The 15,212-nt window shown below is 65.1% G+C and carries 14 protein-coding genes and 1 tRNA gene; 9 read left to right on the forward strand and 6 right to left on the reverse strand.

What is annotated here, in order from left to right:
• The first annotated feature begins 55 nt into the window (after positions 1-55).
• A complete protein-coding gene (locus WEB52_07265) occupies positions 56-529 on the forward strand; it encodes a hypothetical protein (protein ID MEX2226229.1) in 474 nt (157 codons plus the stop codon).
• 366 nt (positions 530-895) lie between these two features.
• Here WEB52_07265 and WEB52_07270 read toward each other — a convergent pair whose 3' ends face one another.
• The 3 genes from WEB52_07270 to WEB52_07280 all read right to left on the reverse strand — a co-directional run bounded on the left by WEB52_07270 (position 896) and on the right by WEB52_07280 (position 3,657).
• Entirely contained in the window at positions 896-1,828 is a 933-nt protein-coding gene (locus WEB52_07270) for an oxidoreductase (GenBank protein MEX2226230.1), read from the reverse strand.
• Positions 1,829-1,930: 102 nt separating this feature from the next.
• Positions 1,931-2,767: an SDR family oxidoreductase gene (locus tag WEB52_07275; protein MEX2226231.1), complete on the reverse strand. Its 837-nt coding sequence runs from the start codon at positions 2,765-2,767 to the stop codon at positions 1,931-1,933.
• A 296-nt stretch (positions 2,768-3,063) separates the two neighbouring features.
• On the reverse strand, positions 3,064-3,657 hold the full coding sequence (locus WEB52_07280) for a TetR/AcrR family transcriptional regulator (protein MEX2226232.1): 594 nt from the start codon (positions 3,655-3,657) through the stop codon (positions 3,064-3,066).
• Between the two features lie 269 nt (positions 3,658-3,926).
• On the opposite strand from WEB52_07280, the gene WEB52_07285 reads away from it, so the two are divergent.
• From WEB52_07285 to WEB52_07305, 5 genes are all read left to right on the forward strand, one after another.
• On the forward strand, positions 3,927-4,994 hold the full coding sequence (locus WEB52_07285) for a Fic family protein (protein ID MEX2226233.1): 1,068 nt from the start codon (positions 3,927-3,929) through the stop codon (positions 4,992-4,994).
• 127 nt (positions 4,995-5,121) lie between these two features.
• Positions 5,122-5,715, forward strand: coding sequence for a DJ-1/PfpI family protein (locus WEB52_07290; GenBank protein MEX2226234.1), 594 nt, complete (start codon positions 5,122-5,124; stop codon positions 5,713-5,715).
• Between the two features lie 215 nt (positions 5,716-5,930).
• On the forward strand, positions 5,931-7,235 hold the full coding sequence (locus WEB52_07295) for an ATP-binding protein (protein MEX2226235.1): 1,305 nt from the start codon (positions 5,931-5,933) through the stop codon (positions 7,233-7,235).
• Between the two features lie 625 nt (positions 7,236-7,860).
• Positions 7,861-9,516: a CTP synthase gene (locus WEB52_07300; GenBank protein MEX2226236.1), complete on the forward strand. Its 1,656-nt coding sequence runs from the start codon at positions 7,861-7,863 to the stop codon at positions 9,514-9,516.
• Positions 9,513-9,989: a DUF2269 family protein gene (locus WEB52_07305; GenBank protein MEX2226237.1), complete on the forward strand. Its 477-nt coding sequence runs from the start codon at positions 9,513-9,515 to the stop codon at positions 9,987-9,989. The genes WEB52_07300 and WEB52_07305 overlap by 4 nt, the downstream gene beginning before the upstream one ends.
• Before the next feature lie 811 nt (positions 9,990-10,800).
• Here WEB52_07305 and WEB52_07310 read toward each other — a convergent pair.
• The 3 genes from WEB52_07310 to WEB52_07320 form a co-directional block, all read right to left on the reverse strand.
• Positions 10,801-11,463: a dihydrofolate reductase family protein gene (locus WEB52_07310; GenBank protein ID MEX2226238.1), complete on the reverse strand. Its 663-nt coding sequence runs from the start codon at positions 11,461-11,463 to the stop codon at positions 10,801-10,803.
• A 48-nt stretch (positions 11,464-11,511) separates the two neighbouring features.
• Positions 11,512-11,587: transfer RNA gene (locus WEB52_07315), tRNA-Ala, on the reverse strand.
• Positions 11,588-11,714: 127 nt separating this feature from the next.
• Positions 11,715-11,843, reverse strand: coding sequence for a hypothetical protein (locus tag WEB52_07320; protein MEX2226239.1), 129 nt, complete (start codon positions 11,841-11,843; stop codon positions 11,715-11,717).
• Positions 11,844-12,153: 310 nt separating this feature from the next.
• On the opposite strand from WEB52_07320, the gene WEB52_07325 reads away from it, so the two are divergent.
• Genes WEB52_07325 through WEB52_07335 form a run of 3 tightly spaced genes read left to right on the forward strand, consistent with a single transcriptional unit; the run spans position 12,154 to position 14,816 of the window.
• Positions 12,154-12,462 carry an antibiotic biosynthesis monooxygenase gene (locus WEB52_07325; GenBank protein MEX2226240.1) on the forward strand — a complete coding sequence of 103 codons (309 nt, stop codon included), beginning with the start codon at positions 12,154-12,156 and terminating at the stop codon, positions 12,460-12,462.
• Between the two features lie 33 nt (positions 12,463-12,495).
• Positions 12,496-13,311, forward strand: a complete 816-nt coding sequence (locus WEB52_07330; protein MEX2226241.1) for a PIG-L family deacetylase — start codon at positions 12,496-12,498, stop codon at positions 13,309-13,311.
• Complete coding sequence (locus WEB52_07335) at positions 13,308-14,816, forward strand: pyridoxal-dependent decarboxylase (GenBank protein MEX2226242.1); 1,509 nt, start codon at positions 13,308-13,310, stop codon at positions 14,814-14,816. The genes WEB52_07330 and WEB52_07335 overlap by 4 nt, the downstream gene beginning before the upstream one ends.
• Positions 14,817-15,212: the final 396 nt, after the last annotated feature.

A 15,212-nucleotide genomic window follows, 5' to 3' on the forward strand; every position in this document is an offset into this window, starting at 1 on the left:
CGACTCGCTACACCTGATCGACCGGCTCGAAGAGATGGTGGCGGAGGGCCGCCGAATGCCTATCGGCGCCGGCGTCGTCGTCGACCGCAGGCGCCTGCTCGACCTCGTCGACCAGATGCGCGCCGCACTGCCCAACGAGATCAAGGAAGCCGAAGACATCCTCCGCCGCCGCGATGAGATCATGCGCCGCGCCGACGAGGAAGCGCAGATCAAGGTGCGCCGCGGACAGGAGCAGGTCGAACAGCTCCTGGAACACGAATCGATCGTGCACGAGGCGCAGGCCCGCGCGGAGATGATCGTCCGCGAGGCCGAAGCGCGCGGCGACCGCATGCTTCTCGACTCCGAACAGCAGGGCCGCTCACGCATGGCCGAAGCAGACAAGCTTGCCGGCGAGCAGATGGACGAAGCGGACCGCTACGCCCTCGAGATGCTCCGCCGCCTCGACGACCAGCTCCAGGCATTCACAAAGAACGTCAAAACCGCCCTCGACTCGCTGGAAACCCGCCCCGTCGAAGCCGGCGTAGAGTAGCCCGCGCGAGGCGAATGATCCCGTCATTTAGAGCGCACAATCCCGTCATTCAGAGCGAAGCGAAGAATCTCCCAGCACGACAACCTGCATCGCGCAGCCCCAACCACCCAACGCAGCACCGACGAAAAGTAGGGACGTACCTTCAGGTCCGTCCGCGCGCGGATGCTCCCGCGCGCAGGGGCGGGGCGGCGACGCTCGGTGACACGCGACGCACCCGATCACCACGCACCCGTCATTCAGAGCAAAGCGAAGAATCTCCCATCACGGCAGACATGAATAGCAACCGGCCCATGCACCGCACGACCGAAAGCGAACCTTGGATCCAATCTCGTAGTCAAGCGGGCTTTCAGCCCGCGATGCCGAGTCTCAGCCCGCAGCGACCGGCGACAGCGCGAAGCGCACGCCGGTAAGCTCCTCAGACATCTCCCAGAGCCGCCTCGCCGCTGCTTCGTCCTTCGATGCCGGCGTCGAATCGACCTTCTCCGGGTAGCCGCGCTGCTCGAAGAAGCCGTCCGGTCCGTAGTACTCGCCGCCCTCGACGTCGGGAACCGTCGCCGCGTACAGCGTCGGCAACGCGCCCTTCTCGGCGCTCTGCGCGAGGACCACGTTCGTGATCGACATCAAGAAGCGCTCGTGTGCCGGCACTGCGGCCGACTGCAGGTTCGTCGCGGCATAGCCCGGGTGCGCCGCGACGCTGCGCACGAGAGACGACACGGCGCGAAGACGCCGGTCCAACTCAAACGCGAACAGCAAGTTCGCGAGCTTCGACTGCCCGTACGCGCTCCAGCGCCCGTACTTCTTCTCGCCCTGCAGATCATCGAAGGCCATGCGCCCCATGCGATGCGCCCCGCTGCTCACCGTCACCACGCGTGCGCCGTCCCGCGTCATGTGCCCGAGCAGCAGGCCCGTCAGCGCGAAGTGCCCCAGATGGTTCGTGCCGAACTGCATCTCGAAGCCGTCTTCGGTGAGCCGCCGCGGCGCCCCCATCACGCCGGCGTTGTTGATCAGCAGGTCCAGCGACCCGTGCTCCGCTCCGAAGCGCGCCCCGAACTCACGCACCGACGCCAGGCTGCCGAGATCAAGCGCGGCGCACGTCACCGAAGCCCCCCGCGCCGCAACCGCGATCTCTCGCACGGCCACCGCCCCCTTCTCGACGTTGCGGCAGGCCAAGATCACCCGCGCGCCCGCCTTCGCCAGCTCGCGCGCCGTCACCAGCCCGAGGCCGCTGTTGGCGCCTGTCACCACCGCCGTGCGCCCGCTCTGATCGGGGATCTGTGCCGCTGTCCACTTTGTGCTCATGCCCGCCTCCTGCTGACGATGATCCTACTCCCCACGTCAAGACTCCCGCTCAAGTAACACCGGCCACCACTCACCAGCGACCAGCGACCAACCACCAGTCAATTAGTCCCACCAGTCCAGCGTCTGCCGCATCGCCGCCTCGAAACCCTCGAAGTCCGTCTGCTTCCGCACCGCGCCGATCAGCTGCGCGTCGCCGCCGACCAGCCATCGCAATCGCGGCGTGTCTGTGTACGCCGCTTCGACGATTGTCTTCGCGACGTCCTGCGGGTCGTTGACCACTTCCGGGTTCGAAAGCTTCCCGCGAGCGACGTGAAAACGTTCCGACGTCCCCCAGTACGGCGATGTCTCGTTGAAGCGCTTCGCCCGTACGATGTTGCCGCCGAACGAAGTCTCGAACGCGCCCGGCTCGATCAGCGCCACGCGCACGCCGAACGGCCGCACCTCGTAGTGCATCGTCTCCGTGATCGCCTCCAGCGCGTGCTTCGACGCGGAGTAGTAGCCCGCATACGGCACGCCTACGATCCCGGCGACCGACGACAGGTTGATGATCGTGCCGGCGCCGCGCTTCCGCATGTCCGGCAGCACCGACTTGATCACACGCAGCGTGCCGATGACGTTCGTCTCGAACTGGCGGCGCACTTCGTCTTCGCTCGCATCCTCGACCGACGACCGCACTTCGAAGCCGGCGTTGTTCACCAGCACGTCGATCGGCGCCGCCTTCTGCGCTTCGGCGATCGCCGCATCGATCGACGACTGGTCGAGCAGGTCGAGCCGCAGCACCTGCACGTCCAGACTCTCCTTCGCCGCCGCCGCCTGCAGGTCGCCTGCTTTCGACGTGTCACGCATCGTCGCGAAGACGTGGTCGCCGCGACGCGCGAACTCCAACGCCGCCAACAGCCCGAAGCCGCTGCTGCACCCGGTAATCAGTACGTTCGACATGTGTCTCTCCTTACTCTGTGGCGGGGGGGGGGGGGGGGGTTTTCCCCCCCGCGACTCCGACGCTCGTTACGCACAACACATCGCCTCCGCATCCTGTAGCGGGGGCGTTCCGCCCGCGACCCCAACCTCATCCACCAGCCTGCCCACGCACGCACATCGCCCACGCATCCTGTGGCGCGGTCTTTCAGCCCGCGACCCCAACCTCATCCGCCAGCCTGCCTACGCCGCAACATTGCCCACGCATCCTGTGGCGCGGTCTTTCAGCCCGCGACTCCAACCCTCAACCACCAGCCCGCTTACGCCCGCAACATCGCCCACGCACATTCCTCAGACGTCGCGACATCCTTCTTCCTGTACGTCAGTCCGTCTTCGCCGGCGGCCTTCACGAGCCCGGTGAAGGCGCCAAACACCAGCGCGATCAACATCTCCGGCCTGGCGCGCCGCACGGCACCCGCCGCTTGCGCCCGTCGCACGTACGCCGCCGCGGCGCTGACGATCGCCTCGCCCATCGCATGACTGCGCGCGTCGAGATATGCCTGGTGGTGCTGCGTCTCGAGAAACGCGAAGGCGTCCGGATGCTCCGACGCGAAACGCCACAATCCGTCCCACCAGTGATGAAACTCCGCGCGCGCATCGCCCATCGGCGATGCCGGCGTCAGCCGTGCCGCCATCGCCATCTTCCAGTACTGGTACAGGCCGTTCACGAGCGCAGCCTTGTCATCGAAATACCGATAGATCGTGCCCGCGCCGACGCCCGCCCGTTCGGCGATCAGCGGCACGGGCGTCCCATCGAACGTGCGCTCGGCGAACAACGCCAGCGCCGCATCCAGGATGGCGTCGCGTTTGTCGGCGTCCCCGGTGGTGGGGGCGGCAGCGGTCTGCGTTCTCACGGAATGAATATTCATTCCGACGCGGCTTAGAGTCAACCGCCCCCGGAAGTTCCGGAAACTGCCTGGACGCCGCGGGGGTGGACATTCGCATGGACATTATGAAGGCAATCTACGCCTTCCGTCGCATCTATGATAGATTGGACAATATAGCGGACATCATTACGGACATGGCGATGGACAATACCACGGACATCGAAGGAGGTTAAGGTCAATTGCCAACTTGGGACGTTCAGTTTGACTGCCGACTCGATACTAAGAAGCTAGAGATTGTGGCCGATCTGGCCAAGATCGACGCGCTCTCGACGGTCATCCACGGCATCCCGCTTCCCCCAGCTGTCCAGGCGCACATAGACAGCCTGAACATCCTCCGAGCCGTACGGGGCACGACGGGGATCGAAGGCACCGAGGTTAGCGAAGCCGAGGTTCAGGAGATCATCCGTGCTCCACAAAGACAGGTGCTTTCTGACGCACGGCACAGGGCGGAACTCGAGGTTCGCAATGCCGAGCATGTGATGCGGTTTGTTCCTTGGGCAGTGAAGCAAGAGCCTCATTATCCGGTGACCGAGCACCTGATTTGCGAGATCCATAGGCTGACTACAGAAGGTATTGATTACCCGAACAATCAGCCGGGTATGTATCGCAGTCACAGCGTCACCGTAGGTACGTATGTCCCTCCTCGCGAATATCACGACGTGCGTCGGCTCATGGCGGAGTTCGTCGATTGGTTCAATGGAGGCCCTCCGCGAGGATGGCATCCTGCGGTCCGCGCCGTCGCGGCACACTTCTATCTCATCAGCATCCATCCCTTCGGTGATGGAAACGGGAGGACTGCTCGCGGCTTAGAGAGCTACCTGCTTTATCAAGGCGGGATCAACGCCCGGGGCTTCTATTCACTTGCAAACTACTACTACCAGCGTCGACCAGAATATGTCGCCATGCTCGACCATGTTAGGTTTGACACCAACGGCGACATCACTCCGTTTATCCAGTTCGCGCTCGACGGATTGGTCACCGAACAGGAAGCGGTTCACCGTGAAATCCTCGCCGAGGTAACGATCATGGCGTTTCGAGATTTCGCCAGAGCGCAATTAACTCAGGACGGGAAGCTCGGCACAAAGGCGGGACAAAGAATGTTTCACTTCCTGCTTGGACTTCCCGGGGATGCTGTATCTATCCGCGAATTGCGGATGGGCGGTCATCCCCTGTCTCAGCTGTATCACGGAGTCGGCGCGAAAACGCTTAGCCGCGACCTCAACTATCTTAGTGAGAAGGAACTCATAAAGATCGATGCGGGCCAGATCCGCGCCAACGTGCAGATCATGCAGGAGTTCATGTAGCGCGATCCGTTACTTGGATCTCTCCACCTTGCCTTAGCGCCCTCCTTCGCGATCTCGAGCGACGCTTGGCGCTCTGCCCGGCGGCGGACGTATAGTAACGCCCACCGCCCACAGCAGGAGCCACGCCATGAACATCGCCATCGTGCTCTTTCCTGATATGGAAGAACTCGACTTCGCCGGCCCGCTCGAGGTCTTCGGCATGGCCTCCAAGGTCATGTACAAGGATTGGCGCGTCTTCACCGTCGCCCAGGAGCCAGTCGTCAAAGGCGCCATCGGCCTCTCCGTCAACGTCGACTGCACCTTCGACGACGCCCCCCACGCCGATGTCATCGTCGTGCCCGGCGGCTTCGGCACCCGCCCCGGCATGGACAACGAACAGCTCATCGGCTACATCCGCCGCGCCGGCGAAGCGGCCCAGTACGTGACGTCGGTCTGCACGGGCGCCTTCCTGTTGCACCGCGCGGGCTTCCTCAAGGGCCGCCGCGCCACGACCTACTGGGCGCAACGCCAACAACTCGCCGATCTTGGCGATGTCGAAGTCGCCGCCGAGCGCTGGGTGCACGATGGAAACGTTATCACCGCCGCCGGCGTCTCCGCGGGCATCGATATGGCCCTCTACCTCGTTGGCGTTATCAAGGGCGCCGACGAGGCGCGAAGGCTGCAGAAAGCCATCGAATACGACCCCTCACCGCCCTACGCAGAGGCGCCCACGCCCGCATAGCTGCATCGCGCATGCCCCGCGCCTCGCTCCGTGCTGCTACGTGCGTGCGATGTTTTGACGCAGCCATGTCATGCCCGCTTGTCGCGCGTCATTGGCGGTATCGATGCACCATTGCAATTGTTACCGCCGAAATCGCGCCCCGTACCTTCTTCCTTCATTGGTACGCTCTATTGAAGCCGCACGTACACGTCCGTGACGGCCGAGGAGCCGCTTTTATGCGCGTGGCGCAGCGGGGAGAACAGCATATTCACCAGCTCGATGAGAGCATCGAGGACGTCGCGAGTCAGCTCGATGACCTCCGCCCGGGCGAAGGCGCGCTCGACGCCACCGGCGTTCGCCGCCTCAGGGCGAGTCTCGATGAGTTGCGCGCCGCCGAAACGGCGCTCGTGCGGGACCACCGCCAGCTTGCTGCCGAGCGTGATCGCTCGAGCCAGGAGCGCGCCCGCTACCGCGCACTGTTCGATGAAAGCAACGAAGCCTGCATCGTCACCGACGGCGCTGGCTTCGTCCTGGAAGCGAACCGCGCCGCCGCCGAACTCGCGAATCGCAGTACGGCGGAACTCGCGCGGCTGCCGATTGCGGCGCTGCTCGGCGGCGAAGGCCGTCGTCACGTGCCGATGCTCCTCGAGCGCGTGCGGCGTGAAGGCCGCGTCAGCGACATGCCCCTTCGCGTACGCCGCGACGGTCATACCCGCGATGTCCTCGCGTGCATCTGCCTGATCGGCGGCAGCGGCCGCTCGGCCAACATCGCCTGGCACCTGCGCGATGATGGCAGCGAGTCGCTCGACCACGTCGAACTGGAGCGCCGCATCCGCGAACGCACCATCGAACTCGAGGAGGCCCACGGCGCGCGCGATGAGTTCCTCAGCCTCATGTCGCACGAACTGAAGACGCCGATCGCCGTCATCGCCGGCAACGCCGAAGTGCTCGCCCGCCGCGAATCCGTGCTGTCTCCCGATCAACGCACGGAAGCGCTCACGGACATCCGCAACGAGGCGTCGCGCCTGCAACGCGTCGTCGATAACTTGCTCGCGCTCGCCCGTCTCGAACGCGGACAGCAGATCGGACGTGAGCCGGTCGACATCGAGCCGATCATTCGCGAACGGACGGAGCATCATCACGCCGAGTGGCCGGAGCGCGAATTCGTCATCGATGTCGCCGCCGGCCTCCCCCTCGTCGATGCCGCCCGCGCCTACGTGTCGCAGGCGCTGCGCAACCTCATCACCAACGCGGAACAGCACAGCCCTCCCGAGAGGCCGATCGAGGTCCGCGCATGGGCTGAGGATGGCGGTGTAGTCGTCACGGTCGTCGACAGCGGCGCCGGCGTCACCGAGGAGCAGATCGACCGGCTGTTCGGCGCGTTTCACCGCCCGTCAGATGGCGATGCCCCGCTCCACGGCGCCGGCCTCGGCCTCGCGGTGACGCGCCGGCTGATCGAAGAACAGCACGGCCGCCTGTCCGTCGAGCGCATCGATGGCGGCGGCATGGCGTTCTCCTTCTGGCTCCCCGCACACGACTAGGCGCAGCAGCACCACCATCGCGCCCTCGACGACGCCGGTTAGCCACTCGTCATCAGCAACTGTCATTCAGAGCGAAGCTAACTGTCATTCAGAGCCAAGCTAACTGTCATTCAGAGCGAAGCGAAGAATCTCCCACCGCGCCAATCAACTGCGGAGAAGGACGCGGAATAACGTCATCCTGAGCGCACGCGAAGGATCCCGTCACGACCACCACCGTCGCACCGCACACCAACGCCCCGCATACCGTCATTCAGAGCGCAGCGAAGAATCTCCCACACAGCGCCAATCAGATGCACACAGACCGGCGGACACCCTGCAATCACCCGAACCCACCACCACATCCAACATTTGCGCCCATCTGTGTCCATCTGTGGATACCCCCCCAAACGCCGCACGCGCGACCTCTCCAGACATCCAACATCTGTGCCATCTGCGTCCATCTGCGGATAACCCCCAACGACACTCTCCGCGCGCGCGACCTCCCGCTTCCCGCTTCCCGCCTCCCGCATCCATCTCACGCGCCTTGCTTGTCAACCACCCCCATCGCTAAGATGCTGGTGGGCGGCATTCCCCGAGAAGATGCCGCTTTTGTATTGGTGGCGTTCCCCCAGCCCCGCGGGAGACTATGCCGAAGTTCATTTTCGTGACCGGTGGAGTCGTCAGCTCCGTCGGCAAGGGCATCACCACAGCCGCCCTCGGTCGCATCCTCAAGAGCCGCAACGTCTCCGTCTCCATCCAGAAGCTCGACCCCTATCTCAACGTCGACCCCGGCACCATGTCGCCCTACCAGCACGGCGAAGTCTTCGTCACCAGCGACGGCGCCGAGACCGACCTCGACCTCGGCCACTACGAGCGCTTCATCGATGAAGAGCTGACGAAGGCAAGCTCCGTCACGCAGGGCCAGATCTACCAGTCCGTGATCGCCCGCGAGCGCAAAGGCGAATTCCTCGGCGGCACGATCCAGGCGATCCCGCACGTCACCAACGAGATCAAGGCGCGCGTCCGCCATCTCGCGCGCGAGACCGAAGCGCAGGTGCTGATCGTCGAAGTCGGCGGCACCGTCGGTGACATCGAAGGTCAGCCCTTCCTCGAAGCGATTCGCCAGATCCGCCGCGAAGAAGCCGCGCACGACACGCTGTCGATCCACGTGACGTTCCTGCCGCACGTCGGCTCGACGAACGAACTGAAGACCAAGCCGACGCAGCACAGCGTCCGCGAACTGCGCGGCGCCGGCATCCAGCCCGATGTCATCCTCTGCCGCGCCGACCACGAAGTCACCGCCGACATTCGCCGCAAGATCGCCCTGTTCTGCGACGTCGACGAGCGCGGCGTCATCTCGCTGCCGACCGTCGAGAGCATCTACCAGGTGCCGATCCTGCTGCAGGACGAAAATCTCGGCGACTACGTCATCGAGCAGCTTCGCCTCGACGCGTCGGCCCGCGACCTGGCGCCATGGCGCGAAATGGTGGACCGCCTGCAAAACCCGCACGGCGAGATAACGATCACCGTCGTCGGCAAGTACGTCGAGCTGCACGATGCGTATCTCTCGATCAAGGAAGCGCTGATCCACGCCGGCATCGCGCACCAGGTGCGCGTCAACATCCGCTGGGTGCACAGCGAACGCCTCGAACAGGAGCCCGTGACAACGCTCCTCGACGACGTCGAGGGCATCCTCGTCTGCCCCGGCTTCGGCGGCCGCGGCATTGAAGGGAAGCTCGAAGCGGCGCGATACGCGCGCGAAAACAAGATCCCCTACCTGGGCGTTTGCCTGGGCATGCAGATGATGGTGATCGAGTATGCGCGCAACGTCCTCGGCCTGATCGGCGCCAACAGCACCGAGATCAACCACCAGACGCCGCATCCCGTCATCAGCATGCTCAGCGAGCAACTCGGCATCGAAGATCTCGGCGGCACGATGCGCCTCGGCGGCTACGCCTGCAAGCTCATCCCCGGCACAAAAGCCGCCGCGGCTTACGGCGTCGACGAGGTCGTCGAGCGGCACCGCCATCGCTACGAGTTCAACAACGCCTACCGCGAGCAACTCGCCGATGCCGGCCTAATCGCCAGCGGCACGTCGCCCGACGGCAGCCTCGTCGAGATCAGCGAGATCGTCGACCATCCGTTCATGGTCGGCTCGCAGTTCCACCCGGAGTTCCGCTCGCGCCCCGACCGGCCGCAGCCGCTGTTCCGCGACTTCATCGGCGCCGCCAAGCTGCTGCGCCAGGGCGTCGATGCCGGCATCCTCGAGCCGGAACGCGCGAGAGCTGCCGCGCGAGAGTGACCAGCGTCCAGATCCTGAGCATGCTGCACTGGCTCTCGCTGTTCCTCATGACAGCGGGGCTCGGCGCTGTCATGATCCCGCTCTGGCGCGGCTGGTCCGACGACAACCTCGACCGCCGCCTCGTCGCGTTCGAAGATGCGTACACGGGCCACAAGACCGCGCTGCTCCCCGGCACGATCGCCGTCGGCGCCACAGGCGTCTTCCTCGCCGCCGATGCCGGCTACAACTTCTTCACCACCGGCTGGCTGCTCGCGCTCGAAGTCGCCTACCTCGTCGTCCTGCTGATCTGCGTGCCGCTGCTCGGCCACGCCCTCAACCAGATCGAGATCGAAACCCTCAAGTCGAAAAAGAAAAACGAACCCACCCCCGGCCTGCAAGAACTCCTCGAAGACAACGTCCCCATCGCCATCTCGCTGCTGATCCTCTTCCTGCTCCCCGTCATGGTGTGGCTAGCAGAATTCAAACCCTTCTAGTGGTGTCGGCCTTTCGGGCTGTCAGTCTGTCGGCCTGTCAGTATGCCAGGAGATAGCGACTGCGGATGAGGACGATGCCCTCCGTGGTGCGCAGCGTCGCCACACGATTCACACGTACGGATCTTCATGCTTTCCGGCGCCTCCGCGTGGATTCCGTGTCTCGGTGACTTTCCCAAACTGCTTGTAGCCGCCTGAGGGCTGATGCGGTCGTGGCGACCGGCCGTTACGCGTTCCGTCGCCCGTGTCATCTTTCGGGTCGAAACCCTCCGCCATGAGTTGCCAGTAAGTGTCGTCGGCCTTTCGCCGGTGGATCTGACCATCACTGAAGACTCCAAGGCACAATTGGCACAAGCCGCGACGGATGTATCGATCCCCCGGAGTCTGGCTTTCGCAGCCGCGGAGCCACCGTACGGCGGCCGCGGAACGATGTGCGTGTCCCCAACAACCTTCTCCGACACCGTTGTCCATGCGGATTACCACTGCAGTTCGCTCGCACGTTGTCTACCTTTTGTCAAGCCGGAGTGTCAAGGTGTTGACCCGGGGCGACCGGCAGTACTGCTGCACCAACGCCCAGTCGCTAAAGATCTCCTCCCCCTCACCCAAAAGCGCTACCCCCTCCTCCCCCCGCCGCGCGGCGACTGACGACCCGCCTCCACCGAAACTCTCCTCACATCAACAGTCGAGAAGACGCCAAAAGCGGCGCAAAACAAAGGAGACGGCTCCCGCGGAAGCCGTCTCCACATCTACTACATTTCGGCGCGAGGGGAAGTCATTCGAACGCCTGCTTCAACACCGCCACGCCGCGCGCTTCCTAACGCTCCTCGGCCATCTTCTCGCGCCGCGCGACTTCCGCGTCCGTCGATTCCTCGAGCGCAAACGATCCCGTGGGGAGCGCGTCGCCCCGGCCATAGGTGAGGATCACCACGCCGGTAGTCGAGGTCTTGCTGTCGAGAAGCTTGAGACCGGCAGGGATCGTGCCGTCCCCGAACAGCCGCTTGCCCTTGCCGATCACCACCGGCGAGATCCACACGCCAAATTCGTCGATGAGGTCGTGGCGGAGCAAGGTCTGGATCAACTCGCTGCTCCCGAGGATCCGAAGTTCGTGCCCATCCGCCTCCTTGAGTTTCGCGATCTCCTGCGGCACGTCGCCGGAGATGATCGTCGAGTTATTCCAGCCGGCTTTGGTGAGCGTCGTCGAGACGACGTACTTCTTCGCGCTGTTCAGTTCCGCGGCGCCCGGTTCGTCGGTCGCGTATGGCCAGTGCGCGGCGAAGACCTCGTACGTCTTGCGGCCCAGCAGCAGCTCGGACGGCCGTGCCATCGACTCGCCCATGACGCGCCCCATCATGTCGTTCCAGTACGGCGCCGACCAGCCGCCATGCTCAAACCCGCCGGTCGGGTCCTCCTCGGGCCCGCCGGGCGCCTGCATGACGCCGTCAAGCGTGACAAACGTCTGCACGCTCAGTTTTCTCATCGCGAACTCCGATGTTGGATTGACCATGGAAGCGGACCGATGGAAAGTTGGTGGAGCCGAGGGGGCTCGAACCCCTGACCTCAACACTGCCAGTGTTGCGCTCTCCCAATTGAGCTACGGCCCCACGCAATGCGGCTCCTGCATGGTAACAACCGCCCCAGACCACTGCCACCCAAAGCCACGCCCGCCACCGCGCTAGCTGACCGCTGTTCGCTGACGTCTGACTCGCTGAAAGCTGACCGCTGAAAGCTCTAATGCGGCGCCGAAGGCTCGATCGGCCCCCCGTACGGATCACGCCCGTTCAAGATGATCAACACCACCACGAGCGCACTCACAACAACCGCCGAGATCAGCGCAAACTTCAACAACACGCGCAACATGATGCACTCACCGCCAACAACATCCTATCTGTGCCATCTGCGTCATCTGCGGACAACCCCCATGACCCCGTCCGAACCAGCCATACCGCCAGTCGCCCGCGCAAAAGTATCTTCCACCCAATTCACCATCTGTGCCATCTGTGCCCATCTGTGGATACCCCCAACGGCACTGCCCGAACAAGCAGCAGCGCAGCCCTTGCCGTGCGTACGTGCTACATTCGTGCAGCGCCGGTGCAGCGCCGGTGCAGCGCCCGCTGCGTGCAGCGCCGCTGCCGCCTGCTTCTCTCGTTTCTGAGTAGGGAGTAACGAGATGTCTCCTCACATCACCCACTTCAAAATGCGCGCCAAACCCGGCCACCGGCAGGACGTGATCGACCACTTCGACCGCTGGCTCCGCGAGCGCCGGCCCGGCCTCGGAGGATTCGTCCGCACCGTGCTCTGCTCCAACATCAACGACCCCGATGAGTTCATGGGGTACGCCATGTTCGCCGACAAGAAGACCTACGATGCGAACTCCAACGCGCCGGAGCAACACGCCTGGTACGAACAACTGCGTTCCCACCTCGTCAGCGACCCCGAGTGGTTCGACGGCACGCTCGAACGCCAGAGGATGGGCTGACATGCGCGCCGCACCCGGTGCGCGGACCGCGCAATGCCGCTGAGGATGCTGTGCGTCGTCGCCCATCCCGATGACGAGTCACTCGGATTGGGCGGCATCCTCGCGAAATACGGCGCTGAAGGTGTCGAGACGCACGTCGTGACGGCGACGCGCGGCGAACGCGGCTGGTTCGGCCCGTCCGAAGAAAACCCCGGCCCCCAGGCGCTCGCGCAGATCCGCGAACAAGAACTGCACGACGCCGCTCGCGTGCTCGGCGTACACGAGGTGACCCTCCTCGACTACCACGACGGCGAACTGGATCGCGCCGATCAGGCCGTGCTCCTGCGCCAGATCGTCGGGCACATTCGCCGCATCCGTCCGGACGTCGTCGTCGCCTTCGACCACAACGGCGTCTACGGCCACCCCGACCACATCGCCGCGACGCGCGCAACGACGGCCGCCACCGTCGCCGCCGCCGATGCCAACTTCGATGCATCGTCGTCGGCGCCGCCGCACAGCGTCGCCAAGCTCTACTACTTCGCGTGGACGAGCGGCGTCCAGGAGGCGTACGAGCGCGCCTTCGGCGATCTCGTCATGACTATCGACGGCGTCGAGCGCCGCGCCGTCCCCTGGCCGCACTGGACGATCTCGACCTGGATCGACACCGACGCCTACTGGCAACGCGTGTGGCAGGCGATCCAGTGCCACCGCTCCCAATTGCCCGGCTATCAGAAGCTGCTCGACCTCCCCGACGAATACCACCAGGTGCTATGGGGCACCATGACGTTCCACCGCGTCTACAGCCTCGTGCCTGTCAGCGACCCAGAAGACGATCTGTTCGCCGGCCTTCGCGACGAGCGCCCGGCATGAACGACGCAGACCGCGCCGCCCTGCGCGCGCGCCTCGTGCATCCCCTCGTCGACTTCGACTGGGACGCTGAGCGCTGGCGCGCGTACGGCGAGCGCCTGCTCGACGTGCTCGCCGCGGCGTCGACCAACTGGGATCAGCGCCCGCCCGCTCCCCTCCCCGCCGACGACGTCGCCGCGTCGTTCGACGGCCCGCTCCCGGCCAGCGGCATCCCGTTCGACGATCTCATCGACCGCATCGAGCGCGACGTCGTGCCGTCGAGCGCGTTCAACGGTCATCCGCGCTGGCTCGCCTACATCATGGGCTCGCCGACGCCCGTCTCCGTCCTCGGCAGTCTCGCGGCCGCGGCGCTCAATCAGAACACCGGCCTCTGGCGCGTGACGCCGTCCGCCACTGCCATCGAATTGCAGACGATCCGCTGGATCGCGAACATGCTCGGCCTGCCCTCGACGAGTGAAGGGATCTTCGTCAGCGGCGGCCAGATGGCCAACATCGTCGCCCACGCCGTCATCCGTGATGCGATGGCGCCGTGGGACGTGCGACGATACGGCGCCCGCGGCCCGGACGGCAACGCGCCTCGGATGCGCGTCTACGCGAGCAGCGAGTTGCACTACTGTCACGAGCAGGCGGCCGAACTGCTCGGCATGGGCCGCGACGCGATCCGCTCCGTGCCCGTCGACGATGGCTATCGCATGCGCCTCGACGCGCTCACGCAGATGATCGCCGAAGATCGCGCCCGCGGCGACTTGCCGATCGCGATCGTCGCCACCGCCGGCACCGTCGGTACAGGCGCCGTCGATCCGATCGGTGGGCTGCTCCAGGCGGCGCGCGACGAGAAGCTCTGGCTGCATGTCGACGGCGCATACGGCGCCTTCGCCGTCCTCGCCGAAAGCGCGCCGTCCGATCTCGCCGCCCTCGCCGGCGTCGACTCCGTCGCCTGCGATCCGCACAAGTGGCTCTACTCCGCGATCGATGCAGGCGTCGTGCTCATGCGCGAGTCCGGACGCCTCGAACGCTCTTTCGCGTTCCACGCGTCGTACTTGCAGACCGCCGAGGCCGGCGCGCGCGTCGACCTGCTCGAGCGCTCGCCCGAAAACTCGCGCCCGCAGCGTGCCCTCAAAGTCTGGCTCGCGCTCCAGGCCTTCGGCCGCGACGGCTACGCCGCCATGATTGAGTACAACCTCCAACTCGCCGCCTACCTCGAAGCGCTCGTGCTCGCGACGCCCGGCCTCGTGCTCGCGGCGCCGCGCGGCCTCTCGATCGTCTGCTGGCGCGTCGAACCGCCCGGCATCGAAGGCGCCGCGCTCGACCAACTGCAACATCAGGTGATCACCGAACTCGAGCATCGCGGCATCGCCATGATCTCGAACACACGTCTGCAAGACGGCCGCACCGCCCTCCGCGCCTGCATCACAAACTTCCGCACCCGCCCCGATGACATCGACGCCATCGTGAACGCCACCGCCGAGATCGCCGCCGAACTCACCGCCCGCCAACCCTCATCCTGAGCAGCGCCCGCAAACCCGTCATCCTGAAGCCAGCCACCGAAACGCGTCATCCTGAGCAAGCGAAGCGCCACGAAGGATCTCCTCGCACCCACCGCCCCGCACACCGCCGCCCCGCATAATGTCATCCTGAGCAAGCAACGCGCCGCGAAGGATCCCATCGCGGCGACACCCGCCGTCCCGCAGACAAACCGCTGACACCTGACAGACTGACCGCTGATAGCTGACCGCAGCGCAGCGACCCGTCATCCTGAGCAAGCGAAGCGCCCGCGAAGGATCCCATCGCGGCGACCACGCCCCTCAACACGCATCATCGCCGCATCGCGCGCAACACAACTCCCCCTCTCCGCCCGACGGAGAGGGGGCCGGGGGGTGAGGTCCGCCCATCGCGGCGACCAC

Source organism: Dehalococcoidia bacterium, from assembly GCA_040902535.1.
In the GTDB taxonomy this organism is placed as follows: Bacteria; Chloroflexota; Dehalococcoidia; order DSTF01; family JACRBR01; genus JBBDXD01.